The sequence below is a fragment of the Pedobacter sp. ok626 genome (genome assembly GCF_900100435.1).
GTDB lineage: Bacteria > Bacteroidota > Bacteroidia > Sphingobacteriales > Sphingobacteriaceae > Pedobacter.
This window is the reverse complement of record NZ_FNEX01000002.1, coordinates 33080-56383: the sequence shown is the minus strand read 5'-3', so window position 1 is coordinate 56383 and position 23304 is coordinate 33080. Positions and strand designations below refer to the sequence as shown.

The 23304-nt window shown below is 37.9% G+C and carries 33 protein-coding genes; 26 read left to right on the top strand and 7 right to left on the bottom strand.

Annotated features, from left to right (window positions below; genetic code table 11):
* Positions 1-7 precede the first annotated feature (7 nt).
* The 24 genes from rplV (at position 8) to rplQ (ending at position 12277) form a co-directional block, all read left to right on the top strand.
* A complete protein-coding gene (gene rplV, locus BLS35_RS02435) occupies positions 8-370 on the top strand; it encodes a 50S ribosomal protein L22 (RefSeq protein ID WP_090777451.1) in 363 nt (120 codons plus the stop codon).
* 5 nt (positions 371-375) lie between these two features.
* Entirely contained in the window at positions 376-1230 is an 855-nt protein-coding gene (gene rpsC, locus BLS35_RS02430; protein ID WP_090777449.1) for a 30S ribosomal protein S3, read from the top strand.
* A gap of 38 nt (positions 1231-1268) precedes the next feature.
* Positions 1269-1691 (top strand): 50S ribosomal protein L16, encoded by a 423-nt coding sequence (rplP, locus tag BLS35_RS02425; protein ID WP_090777447.1) that lies wholly within the window; start codon positions 1269-1271, stop codon positions 1689-1691.
* A gap of 72 nt (positions 1692-1763) precedes the next feature.
* The gene (gene rpmC / locus BLS35_RS02420; RefSeq protein WP_090777445.1) at positions 1764-1973 is read left to right on the top strand and encodes a 50S ribosomal protein L29; all 210 of its coding nucleotides are present in this window, start codon (positions 1764-1766) and stop codon (positions 1971-1973) included.
* 13 nt (positions 1974-1986) lie between these two features.
* Positions 1987-2241, top strand: coding sequence for a 30S ribosomal protein S17 (gene rpsQ / locus BLS35_RS02415; protein WP_048907439.1), 255 nt, complete (start codon positions 1987-1989; stop codon positions 2239-2241).
* A gap of 1 nt (position 2242) precedes the next feature.
* Complete coding sequence (gene rplN, locus BLS35_RS02410; RefSeq protein WP_090777443.1) at positions 2243-2611, top strand: 50S ribosomal protein L14; 369 nt, start codon at positions 2243-2245, stop codon at positions 2609-2611.
* A gap of 1 nt (position 2612) precedes the next feature.
* Positions 2613-2951: a 50S ribosomal protein L24 gene (gene rplX, locus BLS35_RS02405; protein ID WP_012780784.1), complete on the top strand. Its 339-nt coding sequence runs from the start codon at positions 2613-2615 to the stop codon at positions 2949-2951.
* Complete coding sequence (gene rplE / locus BLS35_RS02400) at positions 2951-3517, top strand: 50S ribosomal protein L5 (RefSeq protein ID WP_090777441.1); 567 nt, start codon at positions 2951-2953, stop codon at positions 3515-3517. The genes rplX and rplE overlap by 1 nt, the downstream gene beginning before the upstream one ends.
* Positions 3517-3786, top strand: coding sequence for a 30S ribosomal protein S14 (gene rpsN, locus BLS35_RS02395; RefSeq protein WP_012780786.1), 270 nt, complete (start codon positions 3517-3519; stop codon positions 3784-3786). Before rplE ends, rpsN begins: the two co-directional genes overlap by 1 nt.
* 115 nt (positions 3787-3901) lie before the next feature.
* Positions 3902-4300 carry a 30S ribosomal protein S8 gene (rpsH, locus tag BLS35_RS02390; protein ID WP_090777439.1) on the top strand — a complete coding sequence of 133 codons (399 nt, stop codon included), beginning with the start codon at positions 3902-3904 and terminating at the stop codon, positions 4298-4300.
* Between the two features lie 18 nt (positions 4301-4318).
* Positions 4319-4876 (top strand): 50S ribosomal protein L6, encoded by a 558-nt coding sequence (gene rplF, locus BLS35_RS02385; protein WP_090777437.1) that lies wholly within the window; start codon positions 4319-4321, stop codon positions 4874-4876.
* Positions 4877-4881: 5 nt separating this feature from the next.
* Positions 4882-5235 carry a 50S ribosomal protein L18 gene (rplR, locus tag BLS35_RS02380; RefSeq protein ID WP_090777435.1) on the top strand — a complete coding sequence of 118 codons (354 nt, stop codon included), beginning with the start codon at positions 4882-4884 and terminating at the stop codon, positions 5233-5235.
* Positions 5236-5253: 18 nt separating this feature from the next.
* Positions 5254-5772, top strand: coding sequence for a 30S ribosomal protein S5 (gene rpsE, locus BLS35_RS02375; RefSeq protein WP_008244566.1), 519 nt, complete (start codon positions 5254-5256; stop codon positions 5770-5772).
* 4 nt (positions 5773-5776) lie between these two features.
* Entirely contained in the window at positions 5777-5956 is a 180-nt protein-coding gene (gene rpmD / locus BLS35_RS02370; RefSeq protein ID WP_090777433.1) for a 50S ribosomal protein L30, read from the top strand.
* 111 nt (positions 5957-6067) lie between these two features.
* Positions 6068-6514, top strand: coding sequence for a 50S ribosomal protein L15 (gene rplO, locus BLS35_RS02365; protein WP_090777431.1), 447 nt, complete (start codon positions 6068-6070; stop codon positions 6512-6514).
* 3 nt (positions 6515-6517) lie between these two features.
* On the top strand, positions 6518-7855 hold the full coding sequence (gene secY, locus BLS35_RS02360; protein ID WP_090777429.1) for a preprotein translocase subunit SecY: 1338 nt from the start codon (positions 6518-6520) through the stop codon (positions 7853-7855).
* A 9-nt stretch (positions 7856-7864) separates the two neighbouring features.
* On the top strand, positions 7865-8650 hold the full coding sequence (map, locus tag BLS35_RS02355; RefSeq protein WP_090777428.1) for a type I methionyl aminopeptidase: 786 nt from the start codon (positions 7865-7867) through the stop codon (positions 8648-8650).
* Positions 8651-8721: 71 nt separating this feature from the next.
* Positions 8722-8940 (top strand): translation initiation factor IF-1, encoded by a 219-nt coding sequence (gene infA, locus BLS35_RS02350; RefSeq protein WP_008244555.1) that lies wholly within the window; start codon positions 8722-8724, stop codon positions 8938-8940.
* A 1-nt stretch (position 8941) separates the two neighbouring features.
* A complete protein-coding gene (gene ykgO / locus BLS35_RS02345) occupies positions 8942-9058 on the top strand; it encodes a type B 50S ribosomal protein L36 (RefSeq protein WP_008244551.1) in 117 nt (38 codons plus the stop codon).
* 84 nt (positions 9059-9142) lie between these two features.
* Positions 9143-9520: a 30S ribosomal protein S13 gene (gene rpsM, locus BLS35_RS02340; RefSeq protein ID WP_090777426.1), complete on the top strand. Its 378-nt coding sequence runs from the start codon at positions 9143-9145 to the stop codon at positions 9518-9520.
* 21 nt (positions 9521-9541) lie between these two features.
* Complete coding sequence (gene rpsK, locus BLS35_RS02335; protein ID WP_048907426.1) at positions 9542-9931, top strand: 30S ribosomal protein S11; 390 nt, start codon at positions 9542-9544, stop codon at positions 9929-9931.
* Between the two features lie 65 nt (positions 9932-9996).
* Positions 9997-10605 carry a 30S ribosomal protein S4 gene (gene rpsD, locus BLS35_RS02330; protein ID WP_090778145.1) on the top strand — a complete coding sequence of 203 codons (609 nt, stop codon included), beginning with the start codon at positions 9997-9999 and terminating at the stop codon, positions 10603-10605.
* Between the two features lie 79 nt (positions 10606-10684).
* Positions 10685-11677, top strand: coding sequence for a DNA-directed RNA polymerase subunit alpha (locus BLS35_RS02325; protein ID WP_090777424.1), 993 nt, complete (start codon positions 10685-10687; stop codon positions 11675-11677).
* 87 nt (positions 11678-11764) lie between these two features.
* Positions 11765-12277: a 50S ribosomal protein L17 gene (gene rplQ / locus BLS35_RS02320; protein ID WP_090777422.1), complete on the top strand. Its 513-nt coding sequence runs from the start codon at positions 11765-11767 to the stop codon at positions 12275-12277.
* Between the two features lie 59 nt (positions 12278-12336).
* On the opposite strand, the gene BLS35_RS02315 is transcribed toward rplQ, so the two are convergent.
* Complete coding sequence (locus BLS35_RS02315) at positions 12337-12891, bottom strand: 2'-5' RNA ligase family protein (RefSeq protein ID WP_090777420.1); 555 nt, start codon at positions 12889-12891, stop codon at positions 12337-12339.
* Positions 12892-12946: 55 nt separating this feature from the next.
* Between BLS35_RS02315 and BLS35_RS02310 the strand changes: the two genes are divergently transcribed.
* On the top strand, positions 12947-14158 hold the full coding sequence (locus tag BLS35_RS02310) for a class I SAM-dependent methyltransferase (RefSeq protein ID WP_090777417.1): 1212 nt from the start codon (positions 12947-12949) through the stop codon (positions 14156-14158).
* A gap of 172 nt (positions 14159-14330) precedes the next feature.
* Positions 14331-16244, top strand: coding sequence for a molecular chaperone DnaK (gene dnaK / locus BLS35_RS02305; RefSeq protein WP_090777416.1), 1914 nt, complete (start codon positions 14331-14333; stop codon positions 16242-16244).
* Positions 16245-16318: 74 nt separating this feature from the next.
* Here the strand turns inward: dnaK and BLS35_RS02300 are convergent, their stop codons facing one another.
* The 6 genes from BLS35_RS02300 to BLS35_RS02275 form a co-directional block, all read right to left on the bottom strand.
* A complete protein-coding gene (locus BLS35_RS02300; protein WP_090777414.1) occupies positions 16319-17218 on the bottom strand; it encodes a nucleotidyltransferase family protein in 900 nt (299 codons plus the stop codon).
* A 98-nt stretch (positions 17219-17316) separates the two neighbouring features.
* Positions 17317-18861, bottom strand: a complete 1545-nt coding sequence (locus BLS35_RS02295) for a helicase HerA-like domain-containing protein (RefSeq protein WP_090777412.1) — start codon at positions 18859-18861, stop codon at positions 17317-17319.
* 114 nt (positions 18862-18975) lie between these two features.
* Positions 18976-20091, bottom strand: coding sequence for a M42 family metallopeptidase (locus tag BLS35_RS02290; protein WP_090777410.1), 1116 nt, complete (start codon positions 20089-20091; stop codon positions 18976-18978).
* 53 nt (positions 20092-20144) lie between these two features.
* The gene (locus BLS35_RS02285) at positions 20145-20561 is read right to left on the bottom strand and encodes a GNAT family N-acetyltransferase (protein WP_254778620.1); all 417 of its coding nucleotides are present in this window, start codon (positions 20559-20561) and stop codon (positions 20145-20147) included.
* Between the two features lie 5 nt (positions 20562-20566).
* Positions 20567-21730 carry an MFS transporter gene (locus BLS35_RS02280; protein ID WP_090777406.1) on the bottom strand — a complete coding sequence of 388 codons (1164 nt, stop codon included), beginning with the start codon at positions 21728-21730 and terminating at the stop codon, positions 20567-20569.
* Entirely contained in the window at positions 21730-23271 is a 1542-nt protein-coding gene (locus BLS35_RS02275; protein ID WP_175459567.1) for an acyl-CoA carboxylase subunit beta, read from the bottom strand. The genes BLS35_RS02280 and BLS35_RS02275 overlap by 1 nt, the downstream gene beginning before the upstream one ends.
* Positions 23272-23304: the final 33 nt, after the last annotated feature.

The following is a 23304-nucleotide window of genomic DNA, read 5'->3' as shown; positions in this document are numbered from 1 at the left end:
TTAAGAGATGGAAGCAGTAGCGAAATTAAACAATTGTCCAACCTCACCGCGTAAGATGCGTTTGGTTGTAGATCTTATCAGAGGTGAGCGTGTTGAGAAAGCTTTACATATTTTAAAGTTTACCAATAAAGAAGCAGCAATAAGAGTTGAGAAACTATTATTATCAGCTATCAAAAACTGGGAAACTAAAAATGAAGGTTCTCGCCCTGAAGAAAACCAGTTATACGTGAAAACGATAATGGTAGGCGGTGGTCGTCAATTAAAAAGATTAAGACCAGCACCTCAAGGACGTGGTTACAGAATACGTAAGCGTTCAAACCATGTAACTTTGGTAGTAGATAGTAAAAACGTTGAAACTCAAACTAATTAACAGAAATGGGACAAAAAGCACATCCAATAGGTAACAGGTTAGGAATCATCAAAGGTTGGGATTCTAACTGGTTCGGTGGCAACAACTATGCTGATAAATTAGTTGAGGACGAAAAAATAAGAAAATACCTTTCTGTACGTATCGCAAAAGGCGGCGTAGCGAAAGTTGTAATTGAGCGTACGTTAAAGCGTATTACGGTTACAATCCACACTGCACGTCCAGGTATCGTAATTGGTAAAGCAGGAGCTGAGGTTGACAAGATCAAAGAAGAGTTGAAGAAATTGACTAAAAAGGAAATTCAAATCAACATTTTTGAGATCAAACGTCCTGAGCTTGATGCACAATTAGTAGCAGAAGGTGTTGCAAAACAATTAGAAGCAAGGATTTCATTCCGTAGAGCAATGAAATCTACTATCGCATCAACAATGCGTATGGGTGCTGAAGGTATCAAAATTATGACCTCTGGTCGTTTAGGTGGTGCTGAGATGGCTCGTAGCGAACAGTATAAAGAAGGAAGAATTCCTTTGCATACTTTCCGTGCAGACATTGATTATGCATTAGCAGAGGCTTTGACTACTTATGGTAAAATAGGTGTTAAAGTTTGGATCTGTAAAGGTGAGGTTTACGGTAAACGTGATCTTTCTCCTAACATCGGTGCAACTAACAATGCTCCTGGCAAACCAGGTGGCAGACCAGAAGGTGCATTTGGTGGCAGAGACAGAGATAACCGTGGCGGTGGCGACAGAAGAAACGATAACCGCGGTGGTGGTAATCGTGGCGGAAGAGGTCCTGGTCAAGGCGGTCCTGGTGCAGGAAATAATAGAGGCGGAAATACTCAGAATAGAGGTCCTCGTAAATAATTAGTTAACAAATCGTTTAACGATAATATTAAAATAAAATGTTACAGCCAAAAAGAACGAAGTTCAGAAAGATGCAGAAGGGCAGAATGAAAGGTTTAGCAACTCGTGGTGCTGAATTATCATTCGGGTCTTTCGGGATCAAATCTTTAGAGTCGACCTGGATTACCAGTCGCCAGATAGAGGCAGCCCGTATCGCCGTAACTCGTTTCATGAAACGTGAAGGTCAGGTATGGATTAGAATATTCCCGGACAAACCGATTACTAAGAAACCAGCTGAAGTACGTATGGGTAAAGGTAAAGGTGCTCCTGAATATTGGGTAGCCGTAGTTAGAGCTGGACGCATCATTTTTGAAGCAGAAGGTGTACCTATGGAAGTTGCTAAAGAAGCAATGCGTTTAGCCGCTCAAAAATTACCGATCCAAACAAAATTTGTAGTACGTAGAGATTACGTAGAAGCATAATTAGTGTAGGGTTGAATGTTGTAAGTAACTTGTTATTACAACCTCTGGACCCGCAAAATAAAAATTAATAAAATGAAGAACTCAGAAATTACAGGGCTTTCACAAGAAGAGCTAGTAGCCAGGATTGCAGAAGAGACAGAAAACTTAGTTAAGTTAAAGTTTGCGCATACAATTTCGGCTATAGAAAACCCAAGCCGCATTAGTAAGGTTAGGAAAAATATTGCCCGATTAAATACTGAAGTGACTAAGCGTAAAGCGGAGTCTGCTACTGAAACTAAATAACTTTAGAGTCGAAATGGAAAGACAATTAAGAAAAACAAGAACCGGGTTGGTGGTAAGCAACAAGATGGATAAATCTATTGTTGTAGCGGTAGAACGTAAAGTGAAACACCCGATCTATGGTAAGTTTGTTAAGAAAACTACCAAATTTATGGCTCATGACGAGAAAAACGATTGCGGTATTGGAGATACAGTACTGATCATGGAGACTCGTCCGCTGAGTAAAAACAAGAACTGGAGATTAGTGGAAATTTTAGAAAGGGCTAAATAACATGGTACAACAGGAATCAAGATTAAACGTAGCCGACAATAGCGGCGCAAAAGAAGTATTGGTTATCCGTGTACTTGGTGGTACTGGAAAGAGATATGCTTCTATTGGTGACAAAATCGTTGTTACCGTTAAAAGTGCATTACCTTCTGGAAACATTAAGAAAGGAAGCATTTCTAAAGCAGTTGTAGTAAGAACAAAGAAAGAGATCAGACGTAAGGATGGTTCATATATTCGTTTTGATGACAATGCCGCAGTATTATTAAATGCACAAGATGAGCCGCGCGGTACACGTATTTTTGGCCCGGTAGCAAGAGAACTGCGTGAAAAACAATTCATGAAAATTGTATCATTAGCACCGGAGGTATTATAAAATGAAAAATAAAGTAACTACACCAAAGATAAAAATCCGTAAGGGTGATTTAGTAAAGGTTATTGCCGGCGATTCAAAAGGTCAGCAAGGAACTGTGCTTTCAGTATTAATTTCTAAAAGCAGAATTCTTGTAGAAGGGGTTAACCTTGTATCAAAACATACAAAACCAAATGCTGCTACCCCTAATGGTGGTATCATTAAAAAAGAAGCTGCTCTTCATATTTCTAACGTAGCGCTGATTGATCCTAAAACAGGTGCAACTACGCGCGTTGGCAGAAAGCTTAATGCTGATGGGAAATTAGTTAGGGTATCTAAAAAATCAGGAGAGGAGATCAAATAATGGCTTACGTACCAAGATTAAAAAGTAAATATAAAGAGGAAATTGTAACTGCACTTAAAGATAAGTTCAATTACAAAAGCGTTATGCAGGTTCCTAAGTTAGAGAAAATATCTATCAACCAAGGTGTTGGTCGTTTCTCTGTAACTGACAAAAAGATTATGGACAGCTCTATTTTAGAGATGACTACAATCGCAGGTCAGCAAGCAGTTGGAGCGAAATCTAAAAAAGATATCTCAAACTTTAAATTGCGTAAAGGTATGCCAGTAGGTGTACGTGTAACTTTACGTGATAACAACATGTATGAGTTTTTAGATCGTTTAATTTCCGTAGCTTTGCCACGTATCCGTGATTTCAAAGGTATCAATGATAAAGGTTTTGATGGTAAAGGAAATTACACTTTAGGTGTAACTGAGCAAATCATCTTCCCTGAGATCAACATCGATAAAATCAGCAAGATTTTAGGTATGGATATTACATTTGTAACATCTGCTGCTACTGACGTTGAAGCATTGGAACTTTTAAAACAATTTGGCTTACCATTTAAAAACCAAAAAACAGAACAATAATGGCAAAAGAAGGAGTAAAAGCTCGCGAAATTAAGCGCCAAAAATTGGTTGCTAAATATGCAGAAAAACGTGCAGAACTTAAAGCTGCAGGTGATTACGAAGGATTAGATAAGTTACCAAAAAACTCATCAGCAGTACGCTTACACAATCGTTGTAAATTAACTGGTCGTCCTCGTGGATATATGCGTACTTTCGGTATATCAAGGGTATTGTTCCGTGATATGGCTTTAGCAGGAAAAATTCCTGGAGTAAGAAAAGCAAGCTGGTAATCCCAGCTTACTTGTGTTTAGGGTTGAATGCCTTAAACAGTAAACAAAAACATTAACCGATGGCAGGTCGTCTCGAATAGGTCGGGAAGGAAACCACTATCACAATTATATAACAATGAATACAGATCCAATAGCAGATTATCTTACAAGAGTAAGAAATGCCATCAAGGCAAATCACAGAATTGTAGAGATTCCTGCATCAAACCTGAAAAAGGAAATTACTAAAGTACTTTTTGATAAAGGTTACATCGCTAACTACAAATTTGAAGACACTACGGTTCAAGGAATCATCAAAATCGCTTTGAAATACAATGCGATCACGAAAATTCCTGCTATCCGCACGTTAACTCGTATTAGCAAACCAGGTTTAAGGCAGTATGCCGGCGTAGAGAATATGCCAAGAGTATTAAACGGTTTAGGTATTGCAATCTTGTCTACATCTAAAGGTGTTATGACAGATAAAGAAGCGGCTAAACTTAACATTGGTGGCGAAGTTTTGTGTCACGTTTATTAATTAAAGGAGGATAACAAAATGTCAAGAGTAGGAAAAGCCCCAATTAATGTACCTGCAGGCGTAACAATTACTGTATCTAAAGATAACGTAGTAACTGTTAAAGGCCCTAAGGGAGAATTAACTCAAGCAGTAGATTCAGATATCACTGTAAGTCAAGAAGAAGGTGTATTAACTGTACAACGCCCTTCAGAGCAAAAAAGACACAAAGCATTACATGGTTTATACCGTGCTTTGATCAATAATATGGTTGTTGGTGTAACAGAAGGTTATAAAATTTCTCAGGAACTAGTAGGTGTTGGTTACCGTGCTACAAACACAGGTAATACATTAGACTTAGTTTTGGGTTATTCTCACCACTATGTATTCCAATTACCGGAAGAGATTAAAGTGACTACAACCTCAGAAAAAGGTCAGACTCCTAAAATCATTTTAGAAAGTATTGACAAACAATTGATAGGACAAGTAGCAGCGAAAATCCGTTCGTTACGTGCACCAGAGCCATATAAAGGTAAAGGTATCAAGTTTGTAGGCGAAGTGTTAAGAAGAAAAGCAGGTAAATCAGCTTCTAAAAAATAATCATCATGGCAGGGAAAAAATTATCTCGTAGAGATCGTATAAAAAAAGGAATCAGAAAAAGATTAACAGGTTCTGAAGGCCGTCCACGTTTATCGGTTTATAGAAGCAATAAAGGGATTTATGCTCAAATTATTAACGACGTAACCGGTAGCACAATTGTATCAGCTTCATCTTTATCTAAAGATTTTTCAGGTACAGGCAATAAATCTGAGCAATCAGTAGCTGTAGGTAAATTAGTAGCTGAAAAAGCTATCGCAGCAGGTATTAAACAAGTTGTTTTCGATAGAAATGGCTATTTATACCACGGTCGCGTTAAATCGTTGGCAGAAGGTGCTCGCGAAGCTGGTTTAGAATTTTAATCTGAAAATTAGATAAGAATGTCAACTATCAATATAAAAAGAGTTAAGACTAGCGAGATCGAATTAAAAGATCGTTTAGTTAGCATACAACGCGTAGCCAAAGTAACCAAAGGTGGTCGTACTTTCAGCTTCTCAGCCATCGTGGTTGTTGGAGATGAGAACGGAATCGTAGGTTACGGATTGGGTAAAGCAAAAGAGGTAACAGAAGCAATTGCTAAAGGCATTGATGATGCTAAAAAGAACTTAGTAAAAGTTCCTTTGTTAAATGGCACTGTACCTCACGAGCAAATCGGTAAATTCTCAGGTGGTTTTGTATTAATCAAACCAGCTGCAGTAGGTACAGGTGTTATTGCTGGTGGTGCGATGCGTGCTGTATTAGAGAGTGCTGGTGTACATAACGTATTAGCAAAGTCAAAAGGTTCATCAAATCCTCACAACGTGGTAAAAGCAACAGTAGATGCTTTAACAAAAATGCGCGATGCATATACAGTTGCGCAACAACGTGGTGTTGATTTAAATAAAGTTTTTAACGGATAATATTATGGCTAAGATCAAAATAACCCAGATAAAAAGCATTATCGACAGAAGCGAACGCCAAAAAAGAACGATGCAAGCTTTAGGTTTAACTAAAATGAACCAAAGCGTAGAAGTTGAAGCCACTGCTGCCATTATCGGAATGGTTAGAAAAGTGAATCACTTAATAGCAATAGAGAGTATATAATTTATTAAAAGGTTGTTAATGTAGTTAATATAATTACATTTGCAACCTTTGTATATTGTTTCACCGTTGCCCTGATTAGTGAAAGCGAAGGGCAGCACAATAAGTTTCAAAATGAACTTAAGTAATTTAAAACCTGCAGCAGGTTCTACTAAAAATAGTAAGAGAATTGGTCGTGGTACCGGATCTGGTCGCGGTGGTACTTCCACTCGTGGTCACAAAGGTGCTGGATCTCGCTCTGGTCACAAAACCAAAATTGGTTTTGAAGGTGGTCAGATGCCATTACAACGCCGTGTACCTAAGGTAGGTTTCAAACCTATTAACCGTGTTGAATACGTTGGTGTAAACTTAGACGTATTGCAAGGTTTGGCAGAAAAATTTAACTTAACAAGCATAGATTTCGCAACCTTGCAAGAGCATGGTTTGGCATCTAAAAATGACTTAGTTAAAGTTTTAGGTCGTGGTGAAGTTAAATCTAAGATAGAAGTTAAAGCACATGCTTTTTCTGCAACTGCACAAAAAGCTATTGAGGCTGTTGGAGGCTCAATCGAAAAATTGTAATTAATGAAGAAGCTGTTTACTACTTTAAGTAATATTTGGAAAATTCAAGAATTGAAAGAGCGTATAGTTTATACGCTCATGATTCTTTTAGTTTATAGGTTTGTATCTCATGTGGTTTTACCAGGTGTAGACGCAACACTTTTAGGCGATAATACTAAGTCAGGCATTTTAGGTCTATTGGATATGTTTGCTGGGGGATCATTCTCTCGTGTATCTATATTAGCCTTGGGTGTTATGCCTTATATTTCAGCCTCTATTGTAGTTCAGCTATTAGGTATTGCCGTTCCTTCTTTTCAGAAAATGCAAAAGGAGGGTGAAAGCGGAAGAAAGAAACTTAATCAGATTACACGCTATTTAACTGTAGCCATTACCGCTGTTCAGGCGATTGGCTATGTTAAAACTCAAGTTCCTGCTGAAGCTATCGTTATTGATCACGGCTTATTCTTTGTCCTTGCAACCTTTGTTTTGTCTGCAGGTACATTGTTTGTGATGTGGTTAGGCGAGAAGATTACAGATAAAGGTATTGGTAACGGTATTTCACTAATCATTATGGTTGGTATCATTGCTCGTTTACCTGTAGCATTGTCGCAGGAAGTAAGCTCAAGAGTTGTCGGTGAAGGTGGTGGATTGATTGCGCTTGTGCTTGAAATTGTTGCTCTTTTTGCAGTTGTGATGTTTACCATTATGATTGTTCAAGGTGTACGTAAAGTTCCTGTTCAATATGCTAAAAGGATTGTTGGTAACAGACAATTTGGTGGAGTAAGACAGTATATTCCTTTAAAGGTTAATGCTGCTGGTGTAATGCCAATTATCTTTGCTCAGGCTTTGATGTTTATTCCTGCAACTTTAACAGGTTTCTTTCCTTCGTTACAGAATACCTGGTTGATTCAGTTTAGTGATTATACCTCATTGGCATATAGCTTAACATTTGCATTCTTAATTATTGCATTTACGTTTTTCTATACAGCTATTACAGTGAATCCAACTCAAATGTCGGATGATATGAAGAAGAATGGCGGATTTATACCAGGTATTAAACCAGGTTTATCTACCTCGTCATTTATTGATGATGTAATTTCTAAGATCACGTTCCCAGGAGCAATATTCTTAGCAATCATTGCAATCCTTCCTTCAATTGCTGTAAAATTTGGAATCAAATCTGAGTTTGCACATTTTTATGGAGGAACATCTTTATTGATTTTAGTGGGCGTTGTTTTGGATACATTACAACAGATTGAAAGTTATTTGTTGATGCGTCATTATGATGGATTAATGAAAACAGGTAGAGTTACCGGTCGTACAGGAATCCCTGCTGCGAGTGGTAGTAATGCTGTGATTTAATATATAGAAATGTCTAAGATCTATTATAAATCAAAAGAAGAAGTAGAACTCATTAGAGAAAGTTCTTTACTGGTATCAAAGACTTTGGCAGAAGTGGCCAAAGTCATTGGTCCAGGGGTTACAACCCAAGAACTAAATGATCTTGCAGAAACGTTTATTAGAGACCATGGTGCAATACCTGCTTTTTTAAACTACAACGGATTTCCTTACTCCTTATGTATTTCGCCAAATGAACAAGTAGTTCATGGTTTCCCAGGTGATTATATAATCAAAGAAGGTGATTTGATTTCTGTTGATTGTGGTGTAATAAAGAATAATTTTTTTGGTGATTCTGCCTATACTTTTTCGATCGGTGAGGTTGATGCGGAGCGGAAGAAGCTAGTAGATGTTACACAGGAATGCTTGAAGCTTGCAATTGAAAAAGCTGTAGTTGGCTCTAGAATAGGTGACGTTGGGTATGCAGTGCAGGCTTATGCTGAAGCAAATGGATTTGGAGTAGTAAGAGAATTAGTTGGTCATGGTGTTGGGGTGAAATTACACGAGAAACCTGAGGTACCTAATTATGGTAGACGGGGGAGTGGAATTAAACTTGAGGAGGGCATGGTAATTGCCATAGAACCGATGATCAACGCAGGTACAGCAGGTGTTAAATTTTGGTCAGATGGCTGGACAGTTACCAGTAAGGATAACAAGCCGTCCGCTCATTTTGAACACACTGTTGCGATAAAAAAGGGTAGCGCAGACGTTTTATCAACCTTTTCATTTATTGAAGAAGTTTTAAAAGAAAAAAAGTAAATAATTAAATTTTTTTATTTAATTTTGCGTCCCTGTTTAATAGCAGCTAATTAAGTAAAAATCAATATTATATGGCTAAACAAGCCTCGATTGAACAAGACGGTGTAATAAGAGAAGCACTATCAAATGCTATGTTCCGGGTAGAACTGGAAAATGGCCACGAGATTATCGCTCATATCTCTGGGAAAATGAGGATGCATTATATCAAAATTTTACCAGGGGACAAAGTCAAATTAGAGATGTCGCCTTACGATTTATCAAAGGGCAGGATTACTTATAGATATAAATAAAATGAAAGTTAGGTCATCAATTAAAAAACGTAGTGCTGATTGCAAGGTTATTCGTCGTAAAGGTAAACTTTATGTTATAAACAAGAAGAACCCTAAATTTAAGCAACGTCAAGGTTAAGACATTATTGAAGTATGATATAGATTGGATGTACAGGTTACTCAATCTGTATTACATTCAGATAATCAAACATTAGTATAAAATATGGCAAGGATATCAGGTATTGATTTACCAAGAAACAAAAGAGGCGAGATTGGATTAACCTATATCTTCGGAGTAGGTAGATCAACTGCACAACGTATATTAACGGAAGCAGGTATCGATTTAAACAAGAAAGTACAAGATTGGTCTGATGATGAATTATCAGCAATCCGTACCATCATTAACGATAGCATCAAAGTAGAAGGTGCTTTACGTTCAGAAGTTCAATTGAACATTAAACGTTTAATGGATATCGGTTGTTACCGTGGTTTACGTCACAGAAAAGGTTTGCCTGTACGTGGTCAACGTACTAAGAACAACTCTCGTACACGTAAAGGCAAGAGAAAAACAGTTGCAAACAAGAAAAAAGCTACTAAATAAAATTAGTACTGAATAATAATTATGGCTAAGAGTAAAAAAGTTACCAAAAAGCGTATTGTTGTTATTGAGCCTGTTGGACAGGCACACATCAATGCTACGTTTAACAATATCATTGTTACCTTAACAAATAACAATGGTCAAACTATTTCATGGTCTTCTGCAGGTAAAATGGGATTCAAGGGTTCTAAAAAGAACACTCCATATGCAGCAGGTCAAGCGGCATCTGATTGCGGTAAAGTAGCATTTGACTTAGGTCTACGTAAAGTAGAAGTTTTTGTTAAAGGTCCTGGTTCTGGTCGTGAATCTGCAATTAGAACATTGCAAGTTTCAGGAATTGAAGTGACCTCTATCAAAGATATTACACCGCTTCCACACAATGGATGTCGTCCTCCTAAGAAGAGAAGAGTTTAATTTATTAATTTTTAAAGCTAAGAGTCTGCAGCGTAAGGTTGCATGATACTTTAAAACAAAAAGCAATGGCAAGATATACAGGACCAAAGTCCAAAATCGCCCGTAAGTTCAGAGAACCAATTTTTGGTCCTGATAAAGTACTAGACAGAAAAAACTACCCTCCTGGGCAACATGGTGCTTCAAAAAGAAGAGGAAAGCAGTCTGAGTACGCAGTACAGTTAATGGAAAAACAAAAAGTGAAATATACTTATGGTGTATTAGAGCGTCAATTCCGTAACTTATTTACTAAAGCGTCTGCACGTGGAGGTATTACAGGTGATAACTTATTACAATTATTAGAAGCTCGTTTAGATAACACAGTTTACAGATTAGGTATTGCTACAACACGTTCAGCTGCTCGTCAGTTAGTTAGCCATAAACACGTAACAGTTAACGGTGAGGTAGTAAATATACCATCATACCAATTGAAATCTGGTGATGTGATCGCAGTGCGCGAAAAGTCTAAAACTTTAGAAGCTATTACTAACTCAGTAGCTGGTAGAGTAATCAATAAATTCAATTGGTTAGACTGGAACGCAAGTGAATTGACAGGTAAGTTCTTAGCTTATCCTAATCGCGACGAGATACCAGAAAATATCAAAGAAAACCTTATAGTAGAGTTATACTCTAAGTAATATATTTAGTTAATTGCCTTCAAGGGCAATTAACTTTTTTACGTTACATAAATTTAATAACGATCTAAAAACATTATAAATGGCAATTTTAGCATTTCAGAAACCCGATAAAGTAATCATGCAGAAATCAACTGATTTCGATGGTACATTTGAGTTCCGCCCTTTAGAGCCCGGTTTCGGTGTAACAATTGGTAATGCCTTAAGAAGAATATTGCTTTCTTCTTTAGAAGGTTATGCCATTACAAGTATTCGTTTTTCAGGCGTATCTCATGAGTTCTCTACAATGAAAGGTGTTGTAGAAGATTTAACAGAAATTATTCTTAATTTAAAACAAGTACGTTTTAAAAAATCAGGAGATGCTGGTGATTCAGAGAAAGTTTTTATTTTAATTAATGGACAAGATCAGTTTTTAGCTGGGGACATTACTAAATTCTCTAACAACTTTGAGGTGCTTAACCCTGATTTCGTTATTTGTAACATGGAGAAATCTGTTACTTTAGAAGTGGAATTAACCATTAATAAAGGACGTGGTTATGTGCCTGCTGAGGAAAATAAAATCAATGATGCTGTAGTTGGTGTGATCGCAATCGATTCGATCTTCACTCCAATGAAAAATGTAAAATACACGATTGAAAACTATCGCGTTGAGCAGAAAACAGATTATGAAAAATTAATATTAGATATTTCTACTGATGGTTCTATCCATCCTGAAGAAGCACTTAAAGAAGCTGCTAAGATTTTAATCCAGCACTTTATGTTGTTCTCTGATGAGAATTTAGTATTAGAATCTCAAGCTAAAGAAGAAACTAAAGAAGTTGATGAGGAAATCTTACATATGCGTAAGATCTTAAAAACTGAATTAGTTGATTTAGATCTTTCAGTTCGTGCATTGAACTGCTTAAAAGCAGCTGATATACGCACTTTAGCTGATCTTGTTTCTTATGATGTTGCTGATATGTTAAAATTCAGAAACTTCGGTAAAAAATCTTTGACAGAGATACAAGAGCTTGTTAAATCAAAAAGTTTATCTTTTGGCATGAACTTGTCAAAATTTAAATTGGACGAAGAATAATAAGTACAGAATATAAATAACAATATTGTTAATAGTATATAATTCCCTCGCATAAATAGAGACGGTATATACTGAATAAATCAAAAAATGAGACACGGTAAGAAAAACAACCACTTAGGAAGAACAGATTCACATCGTAAAGCGATGTTGGCTAACATGGCTTCATCGTTAATTAAACATAAAAGGATTTCAACTACTTTAGCAAAAGCAAAAGCTTTACGTATGTATGTTGAGCCTATTATTACAAAATCTAAAACTGATACTACACACTCTCGTCGTATTGTATTTAGCTATTTGCAAGATAAAGAAACTGTTACTGAGTTGTTCCGTGATGTTGCAGCGAAAGTTGCTAACCGTCCAGGTGGTTATACCAGAATCATTAAGTTAAACAATCGTTTAGGTGATAATGCTGAGATGGCATTAATCGAATTGGTTGATTACAATGAGGTTTATGGTAAAGAAGCAGAAGCCGCTGAAAAGAAAACTACTCGTCGTGGTAGAAGCAAAGCTAAAGCTACTGATGCTCCTGCTGCTAAAGCAGAAGTTGCAGTTGAAGAAGCTCCAGCTGCTGAAGAAAAATCAGAAGATAAAGGCGAATAACTATTCCCTGATTCGAAATACAAAAAAGCCCTGTCCGTTATTCGGACAGGGCTTTTTGCTTATAAGGTGAGTTCCAGTTGCTGATCTCCTGGTTTAGCTTCGTAATTTTTAATCATATTCCAGCGGATATGGTCGTGTTTTAATAACGTAAACTGGTCTACCTGAAAGCTGGCTTCAAAGTTTTTATCTTTATATTCTGCATAGATCTGAGGAAACTGGTCTTTTAGGTCTCTATAGGCAATAGTGATATGTGGGCTGATCTGGCTTTTTGGCTCTTTTGAAAGATCTCCAAGTACCTTTTTAATATTTCTGTATAGTGTGGTGATTTCGGGATTGACTAGCGCTTTAATAAATACCACTTCATTGCCAACGAATGCATCATAATTTTCTAATTTCTGCAGAAAAGGTTTGAAATTCCTGGCGGCTTCAAGAGCGCTTATTAACTGTGACTCGAAAACATCATCCAAATTTCGTAGGAATAAAAGAGTAATGTGGACCGGTGGTCGTAGTGCTTTATAGACTTTATATTTCTCTGAACATGTTTTTCTAATTTCATCAATTTGCATACTCAGTTCGGGAGGAGGCAAGATGGCAATTAGATAATTGTGCTTCATAAAGGCAATTTACTATTAATTTCAAAAGGTTATCTTTGTAGAGTAATTCAAATTCATGTCCAATCAACTCCATTTACAACAATTTCAGACACAGTTAGCTGATAGCATTTCTTCCAATGTATTTTTGAAAGTTTCATTTGGTAATTATCAGGGGAATGAAAAGGAACTAAAGAATATTTATGTACGTAAGGTGAAGATTAAGCGGGCTGATATGCTTTCGTTTACTTATCGCTATAAAACGAGGGACATCTTTAAGAATTTTCCAATTGCTGAAGGGATCACGCTGATCTCTCATTTTGTGAGTAATGACTTTAAGGTATGCACGCTGTTTACTACGGAAAAGGAAATCATATTGGAGCATGGGAAGAAGCAACAAATCTCTTTAAGAGAGAAATCAGTGAGCACAGCTGTGCAACCTACGTTAGCTCATAATAAGGAAAAGAAGCGGTTGATAAAACCTACTGGGAAAGCTTATTTGCAAGAATTGAAGATTACCGATCAAGAAGGTAATGTATTTAAAAATGCGCAGGATAAATATCGTCAAATCAATCAATATATTGAGATATTAAGTACGCTGATTAAAGATTTACCCGCTGATAAGATCAATAAGGTGGTCGATATGGGCTCTGGGAAGGGGTATCTGACATTTGCTTTGTACGATTATTTACATAACGTATTAAAATTAAATACTGGGGTCACAGGAGTCGAATATAGAGAGGACCTGGTGAATTTATGTAATGGTATTGCTTCTGGTTCAGAATTTAAGCAGCTTGATTTTGTTCAGGGAACGATTGAAGCTTATGCGGTGGATGGAATAGATCTCTTGATCGCACTTCATGCTTGTGATACGGCTACTGATGATGCGATTTATAAAGGTATAAAGGCAAATGCCGGACTGATTGTAGTTGCACCTTGTTGTCATAAACAAATCAGAAGGGAAATGGAAAAGCACAAAGTTAAAAATGATGTTTCTTTTTTAACTAAATATGGCATTTTCATGGAGCGACAGGCTGAAATGGTAACTGACGGACTAAGGGCATTAATACTTGAATATTTTGGTTATAAGACTAAAGTATTTGAATTCATTTCGGATGCGCATACTCCTAAAAATGTATTGGTGGTTGGCATTAAATCTAAAGGAACTAAGGGCGTTGATGGTGCGTCGGAAACTAGAAGGGCCGAGATTCTTGAGAAAATAAAGGAAACTAAAGCGTATTTTGGAATTGGATATCACCATTTGGAAAGATTATTTGAGCTAGATAACTAGCTTTTATATGCATTTCTGTCATACTGTCACATTTTTGTAATGGCTTTCGGACATAAAATTCGTTAATTATTCTTTGTAAGGATGATTTTCTGCCAAAACTCAATTGGCACATTGCTTGTTAAACAGATTATAAATAATAAAAGATTTCATAACATAAACAGAGATAAATAACATGTCAAAAATTATTGGTATAGACTTAGGAACAACAAACTCTTGCGTAGCCGTAATGGAAGGTAACGAACCTGTAGTTATAGCCAACAGTGAGGGTAAACGTACTACGCCATCCATTGTTGCTTTTGCAGAGAATGGTGAACGTAAAGTTGGTGAGCCTGCTAAACGTCAGGCCATAACTAACCCAACAAAAACAATTTATTCAATTAAGCGCTTTATGGGTAGCAGCTTTGCTGAAGTTAGCAAAGAAGCAGCTCGCGTACCATATAACGTTGTTAAGGGCGACAACAATACACCACGTGTAGAAATTGACGACCGTAAATATACTCCTCAGGAGATTTCTGCAATGATTTTGCAGAAAATGAAAAAGACTGCAGAAGATTTCTTGGGTCATGAGGTAACTGAAGCCGTTATTACGGTTCCTGCTTACTTTAATGATGCTCAACGTCAAGCTACGAAAGAAGCTGGTGAAATTGCAGGTTTAACTGTTAAACGTATCATCAATGAGCCAACTGCAGCTGCTTTAGCTTACGGTTTGGATAAAGCTCATAAAGATATGAAAATCGTTGTGTTTGACTGCGGTGGTGGTACTCATGACGTTTCTGTACTTGAATTGGGCGATGGTGTATTTGAAGTTAAATCTACTGATGGTGATACTCACTTAGGTGGTGATGATTTTGATCACATCATTATCGATTGGTTAGCTGATGAGTTTAAAAATGAAAATGGCATGGATTTACACCAAGATCCAATGGCATTGCAACGTTTAAAAGAAGCTGCCGAGAAAGCTAAAATTGAGCTTTCAAGTACGACTTCAACTGAGGTCAATCTTCCTTATATCACTGCTGACGCAACAGGACCTAAACACCTTGTTAGAACATTAAGTCGTGCGAAATTTGAGCAATTGGCTAGTGATTTGATCAAACGTACAATTGATCCTTGTAAATCTGCTTTGAAAAATGCTGGTTTAAAAACAAGTGATATTGATGAAATCATTTTAGTTGGTGGTTCTACACGTATTCCTGCTATTCAGGAAGCTGTAAAAGCTTTCTTCGGTAAAGAACCTTCTAAAGGTGTAAACCCTGATGAGGTTGTAGCTATTGGTGCTGCAATTCAAGGTGGTGTATTGACTGGAGAAGTTAAGGATGTATTGTTATTAGATGTTACTCCACTTTCTTTAGGTATTGAAACTATGGGTGGTGTAATGACTAAGTTAATCGAAGCCAACACTACTATTCCTTCTAAAAAAGCAGAGACTTTCTCTACTGCTGCTGATAATCAGCCTTCTGTAGAGATCCATATTTTGCAAGGTGAGCGTCCAATGGCTGCTCAGAACCGTACAATTGGTCGTTTCATTTTAGATGGTATTCCACCAGCTCCACGTGGAGTTCCTCAGGTAGAAGTAGCATTTGATATTGATGCGAATGGTATCTTACATGTAAGTGCTAAAGATAAAGCTACTGGTAAAGAGCAAAAAATCCGTATTGAAGCTTCTTCAGGTTTAACTGACGAAGAGATCAAAAGGATGAAAGAAGAAGCAGAGCAAAATGCTGATGCTGATAGAGTTGCTAAAGAAGAAGCTGAGAAAATCAATGGTGCAGATGCTTTAATTTTCACAACTGAGAAACAATTAAAAGAGTTTGGTGATAAACTTTCTGCTGATAAAAAAGCGCCTATTGAAGAAGGTTTGAAAAAACTTAAAGACGCACATGCAGCAAGAAATTTTGCTGATATTGATGCAGCTCAGGAAGAATTGCAAAATGCATGGAATGCTGCTTCAGAAGAAATGTATAAAGGTGGTCAAGACGGTGCACAGCCAGAAGCTGGTGCAGAAGGTCAGGCTAGCGGACATGCTGATGGTGGCGATAACGTTACTGATGTAGACTTCGAAGAAGTTAAAGACGACAAAAAGTAATCGTTGATTTCTATAAAAAGGAAAGGCCCTTGATCGATGATCAAGGGCCTTTCCTTTTTATAATTGGATAAAAATTAGTTCCAAAGGTTTTCTGGATAAGTGCCATTTTTAACAAGCTCATCTATGCAGCTTTGTACAAATGGTTTATCTTCTTTATAAGTTACACCGAACCACTGGCTGTCTGTAGGTATAACTTTAAAAGTTGCTGAATTGCTTTTCACAAGGTTCTCGCCAATTAGAGGAATAAAGAATTCAGCTTTAGGCTTATCTTTATTTGCTAAAGCGAATACTTTAAACAAGTCTTCAGTTAGTTTAAATACTGCTGGTGTAAAGCCCCAGAAATTCATAGAAACAGGCGTATTGTATTCCAAAGGATATTCTACACCATTCTCTTCATAAACGATCGCATCTCCTTTTTTATAAACTTGTGTACGCTCCGTAATTTCTTCCAGATAACCTGCTTCACTAGTTTTGCAAACTCCACGGGAAACCGATCCAAAATCAGATAGGGTTTTTCCAATCTGGTAGCCAACGATAGAATAGTTACTGTCTGTAGCCTCATTATTTAAAAAGTCAACCATTTTATTGAAAGCATCAAAGCCATAATAATCATCGGCATTGATTACACAAAATGGTTCTTTAATGGTCTTTCTGGCGGAAAGAATAGCGTGAGCTGTTCCCCATGGTTTTTCACGATAGATTTCTTCTTCAATACCAAACTGCTTCAAATCGAAGTTTTGGAATACGTAATCCGTCTCAATTTTACCACTTAGTTTTGGTTCAAAAATAGCTTTAAAATTATCGACAAATTCTTCTTTAATGATGAAGACTACTTTGCCAAAACCTGCCTTAATTGCATCGTATATAGAATAGTCGATAATGGTTTCATTGTTTGGACCGAAGCCATCAATTTGTTTCATGCTGCCATAGCGGCTCGCCATACCGGCGGCTAATATTAGTAGGGTAGGTTTCATTCAATTAAAATAATGAATTGGTTAATACTCAATGTAAACGTTAAATTTTTATTGGGCTAAAATACATTTTTTGATTCATCTAAGGATAGTTTTTTAAGTTAAAATCCAAATATTCCTTTACCTCCAGTACTGCGTGGTTTTTTGCCAGTAAGCATACCAAATATTCCGCGGACAATTTCTTTGCCTATCTGCCTGGTGATGGTTGCGCCCATTACTTGCTCAATGATACTTTTTTCTCCTTTTGCAGGGGCGGGCACTGCCTCAGACTGGTCTTCTCCTGCTAATTTATCATTAACCCGCTTAGTGAGTATTTCATATGCGCTCTCGGGATCAATTGCTTCCGCGTATTTGGTAGTCATAGGGCTGGCTTGGATCAAAGAGTTATAGTCTGTGAGAGGTAAGGGGCCCATAACGGCCCTTGGAGGAGTAAGCATGGTTGCTGCTACCTCAGTTGGTATACCTTTCTCGTTTAACACGGTAATCAGTGCCTGACCAGTTCCCAGGGATGTTAATATCTCATCAATTTTGTAAAAATCTGAACGAGGATAAGTATTGACCGTCTTCTTTAAAGCATCGGCATCGTTAGGGGTAAATACCCTTAATGCATGTTGAATACGATTTCCTAATTGTGACAATACACTTTCGGGTACATCTGTAGGTGCCTGAGTGCAAAAGAAGACACCTATGCCTTTAGATCTGATTAGCCTGATGATCGTTTCGATTTGTTCTAAAAAGGCTTTAGAGGAGTTTTTAAATAGCAAATGGGCCTCGTCGAAAAAGAAGACCAGTTTAGGCTTGGCCAGGTCGCCAGCCTCTGGCATGGTGTAAAATATTTCGGCCAGTAAGCTCAGCAAATATGTCGAGTATAAAACAGGTTGGGTTTGAACATCAGAAATATTTAGCAAGCTAATTGTTCCTTTGCCATCAACCTTTTCAAAAAGATCTTCAATATCAAAAGAACGTTCCCCAAACATGGCACTTAGACCTTGCTGCTCTATGGTAACTATTTTTCTTAAAATGGTACCAGATGTTGCTGTTGATATTTTGCCATAAGTGCTTTTAATTTCATCAGCTCCTTGATCCTCGGCAAGGTAGTTAACTAACTTTTTAAGATCATTTAGGTCTATAATTGGCATTTTATTGTCATCCGCATATTTGAATATAACTGCCAGTACGCCGGACTGGGTATCATTCAAATCAAGAATCTTGGCCAATAGGGTAGGGCCAAACTCCAGAACGGTAGCTCGCATCTGTGCACCAAGCTTACCTGACAATGAATAAAGTTCTAGTGGAAAGCCCGATGGGTTAAATGGTTTATTAAGTTGCTGCGACCTTTCTTCAATTTTGGCATTACTTGCTCCGGGTTGGTTTAAGCCGGATAAATCACCCTTGACATCTAGCATAAAAACAGGTACACCAGCATCCGATAATTGTTCGGCAAGTAGTTGTAATGTTCTGGTCTTTCCTGTACCGGTTGCTCCGGCAACTAATCCATGCCGGTTCATCATATGTAGTGATAGGTTTACTTCAGCATCGGCTAGTACCTCACCATTTAATATACCTGCTCCTAAATAAATATATGAGCCAGAGGGTTTATAAGAGGCTTTAATTTTTTCTGTGAATTTTGCTGATTGATCGCTCATAAGTAAATGGTTTTTAACGGATGATACATAAAAGTAACAAAAGCGGTGGGATTAAAAAAAGAAAGGGATGTCTGAAAAAAAATCAAACACCCCTTTCTTTTTTAATAGGTAATACTATTTACCGTATCTGAAATCGTGATCTTTTTCGATATTTAATAATGCATGATAGATCAGGCTTATTACATTGTCTACATCTTCCTTGTGGATCATTTCGACTGTAGTATGCATATAACGCAGCGGTAACGAAATCAGTGCAGATGGTACACCACCGTTAGAATATGCAAAAGCATCCGTATCAGTACCTGTCGAGCGTGAGGAGGCCTGACGTTGGAAAGGGATACCATTCTTTTCAGCGGTTTCAATCAATAATTTATTGAGGTTGGTTTGTACTGCTGGGGCATAAGAAACCACTGGTCCTTTACCGCAAGCCAAATCACCCTGAGTTTTTTTATTGATCATCGGCGTGGTTGTATCGTGAGTTACATCCGTAATGATCGCAACATGTGGTTTAATTCTATGCGCAATCATTTCAGCACCACGTAATCCAATTTCTTCCTGTACCGAGTTTACGATATACAATCCGAATGGAAGTTTCTTTTTATTCTCTTGAAGTAAACGTGCTACTTCGGCAATCATAAAGCCTCCAGCTCTGTTGTCCAGTGCTCTACCTACATAATAGCGATCGTTTAGGACCATAAATTCATCTTCGTAGGTAATTACACAGCCAACATGAATGCCTAGTTTTTCCACTTCTTCTTTAGAAGTACATCCGCAATCCAGAAATATATTTTTAAGGGCAGGTGCTTCTTCTTTCTCGCCACCATGACGGGTGTGTATAGCCGGCCATCCAAATACAGCCTTTACCATGCCTTTGTCAGTATGGATATTAACCCTTTTGGAAGGTGCAATCTGATGATCCGAACCTCCGTTACGAATTACGTATATTAATCCATCCTCGGTGATGTAATTCACGAACCAGGAGATTTCGTCAGCGTGAGCTTCAATTACTACTCTAAATTCGGCTTTAGGGTTAATTACCCCTACAGCGGTGCCGTAATTGTCAATAAAACTTTCATCGATATATGGTTTTAGATAGTCAAGCCATAATTTCTGACCTGGATATTCAAAGCCGGTTGGAGAAGGGTTATTGATATATTTTTCAAAAAACTGCAGTGATTTTTTATTAACCACAGCAACATGATTCTGCTTGTCGTCTTTCTTTTTAGCCATTATTCTGTTCTTTTATTGTAAGCAAATATATAAAACCGAACACAAGTCGTCGGTTAATTGTTCAGTTGTAACCCCATGGTGACAAATTCGATGCCGTTACTCATATAGGGCTGATCAGTCTGTATCATACCAAACTTATTGTAAAATCCAGTAGCAGAAACCCGGGCATTACACCATAGTTTTTGACCGCCCATTTCATTTACATAATTGATAACATGAGTTAGTAATATTGTTCCATAACCTTTACTTTGTTCAGCCGTTATAGTTGCAAATTTTCTGAATTGGTAAACATGCCCTACGTTGAATAGGGAAACTACCGCGACCAGATGATGTTTTGCATAAAGTCCGAAATGTATACCATTAGGGTCCTTAGCTAGTTTAATCGCATCAAAGGGTAAATCAGGATACATCGCCTCATGCCTGATGGGCCAGGTTAAATCAAATCTGATCTGTTCAATCTGAATCTCCACAATAGTTAAGCTTTAATTTTATGACTGTAAAAATTATAGATCAATATGTTGAGGATAACCACCAGACCTGTTCCAAGACAAAATAGGGGCCATTGACCTTTGTCCCAAAGCCATAAACCTAAGGCCGAGCCAAAGGATGCCCCCACAAAGCTAACAGACATAAATATCGTATTTAGACGGTTGCGTGCTTCAGGAACCAGGGCGTATATTCTGGTTTGGTTGGTCACATGGATTGCCTGTTGCCCGATGTCAATTAAAATAATACCAGCTATAAAAAGGTACAAATGACTGCCTGTAAAATAAAATGCGCAAATGCTTATGAGTTGTAAAATAAGCCCTACAAGTAAATTTTTACGTGGGTTTTGTCCACTGCTTAATTTACCAACCAATGGAGCTGCTAAAGCCCCTGCAGCCCCGGCAATACCAAATAGACCAATTTGCAGCGTTTGAAAATTAAATGGAGGACTAGCCAGAAAAAGTACCATCGTAGTCCAGAATGCGCTAAGAATAGCAAAAGCTAAGAAATTGATGATCGATGCCTCGCGCAAAACTGGTTGTGTTTTGATGTAGTACCACATGGAAAGCATCAACGTTTTATATGTACCATTAAAAGTTGGCTTGCTGATCGGAAAGCGTTTAGCCATTAATACTAAAAGTAGCGAACAAACACCCGCTGCAATAAAAAACATGGTACGCCAGCCCCATAAAAATCCTACGCTCCCACTTATTGTCCTTGATGCAAGTATGCCGATTAGCAATCCACTCATGATGATACCAATAGTTGGTCCCCGTTTTTCATCCGAGGTAAGGTTGGCTGCCATTGGTAAAATTAGTTGAGGAACGATAGAGCTTGCCCCAATCAACACACAAGCGATTTGTAGCATCAAGAAAGTATGCGAAAAAGCCGCCAGCAATAAAGCTGCTACCGCGACCCCAGTAATCATTAATATTTGCTTGCGACGTTCAAACATATCGCCAAGCGGCACGATTAGAAATAAGCCCAGTGCATAGCCTGCCTGCGTTAAATAGGTTATTGTACCTGCATGGCTTTCAGTCAGGTTAAATTCTCTGGCAATGAGAATCACAAGTGGCTGACAGTAGTAAATGTTTGCTACGATAAGTCCTGTACAAAAGGCCATTAATAAAACATCAGTACGGCTCAATTGCATTACAAAGGTATATTTCCGTGTTTTTTACGGGGCGTATTTACCACTTTATTTTCCAGCATTTTAAAGGCCTTAATAAGCTTATTCCTGGTTTGAGAAGGTTCTATCACCTCATCTACAAAACCACGTTCAGCAGCACGATAAGGGTTGGCAAAAGTCTCAGAATAGAGCTTTTCTTTTTCTAACCATTTTTCTTCAGGCTTTTCTGCAGTAGTAATCTCTTTTTTGAAAATGATTTCAGCAGCACCTTTAGCACCCATAACCGCAATTTCTGCTGTAGGCCATGCATAATTTAAATCAGCACCGATATGTTTAGAATTCATTACATCATAAGCACCGCCGTAAGCTTTTCTGGTGATCACTGTGATGCGTGGCACCGTAGCTTCGCTAAAGGCGTAAAGCAATTTAGCTCCGTTAGTAATGATTCCATTCCATTCCTGATCCGTTCCCGGCAAAAATCCAGGAACATCTTCAAAAACGAGCAGAGGGATGTTGAAACAATCGCAAAAACGGACAAATCTTGCAGCTTTAGTTGAGGCATGGTTGTCTAAAACTCCAGCTAGATAAGCTGGTTGATTCGCTACAATACCTATGCTTCTCCCTGCAAGACGGGCAAAACCGACAACAATATTCTCTGCATAATCCTTGTGGACCTCCAAAAAGCTCTCGCTGTCTACAGTCGCTTCAATAATGCTCCGCACGTCATAAGGCTGATTTGCATTTTGAGGCATTATGTCGTTCAAAGCAGGCCTATTCTCATTTGCCATCTCATAGGGCAGTTGAGCAGGTACTTCTTCACAGTTTTGCGGCATATAGCTGAGCAACTTTTTCACATGATTGATTGCATCAAGTTCATTGCTACATGCAAAATGAGTTACACCTGATTTGGTAGCATGGGTAGAAGCACCACCAAGTTCTTCCGAACTCACCTCTTCGTGTGTTACTGTTTTAACCACATTAGGGCCTGTAACAAACATATAAGATGTGTTTTCAACCATTAATATAAAATCGGTAATGGCCGGAGAATATACAGCTCCACCTGCACAAGGACCCATGATAGCCGATAATTGAGGGATAACACCTGATGCCTGAACGTTTCTGTAAAAAATATCAGCATAACCACCTAATGAAACTACACCTTCTTGTATACGAGCACCACCACTATCATTCAAACCAATAACCGGGGCTCCGTTCTTCATGGCCATATCCATGATTTTGCAGATCTTTTCGGCATGAGTCTCTGATAATGAACCACCAAAAACAGTGAAATCCTGAGAGAATACATATACAAGGCGACCATTGATATTCCCATATCCGGTTACTACGCCATCGCCTAAATATTTTTCGCGCTCCATTCCAAAATCGGTACTGCGGTGAGTAACCATCATTCCGATTTCTTCAAAAGAGTTTTCGTCCATTAAAAAATGGATTCTTTCCCTTGCTGTAAGTTTACCTTTTTTATGTTGACTTTCAATTCGGGCTGCACCGCCACCAGCCAGAGCTTGTTGAATTTTATCTTCTAGTAACTCTATCTTATCCTTCATTAAAAATGATTTTATCAAATATTATAAATATAT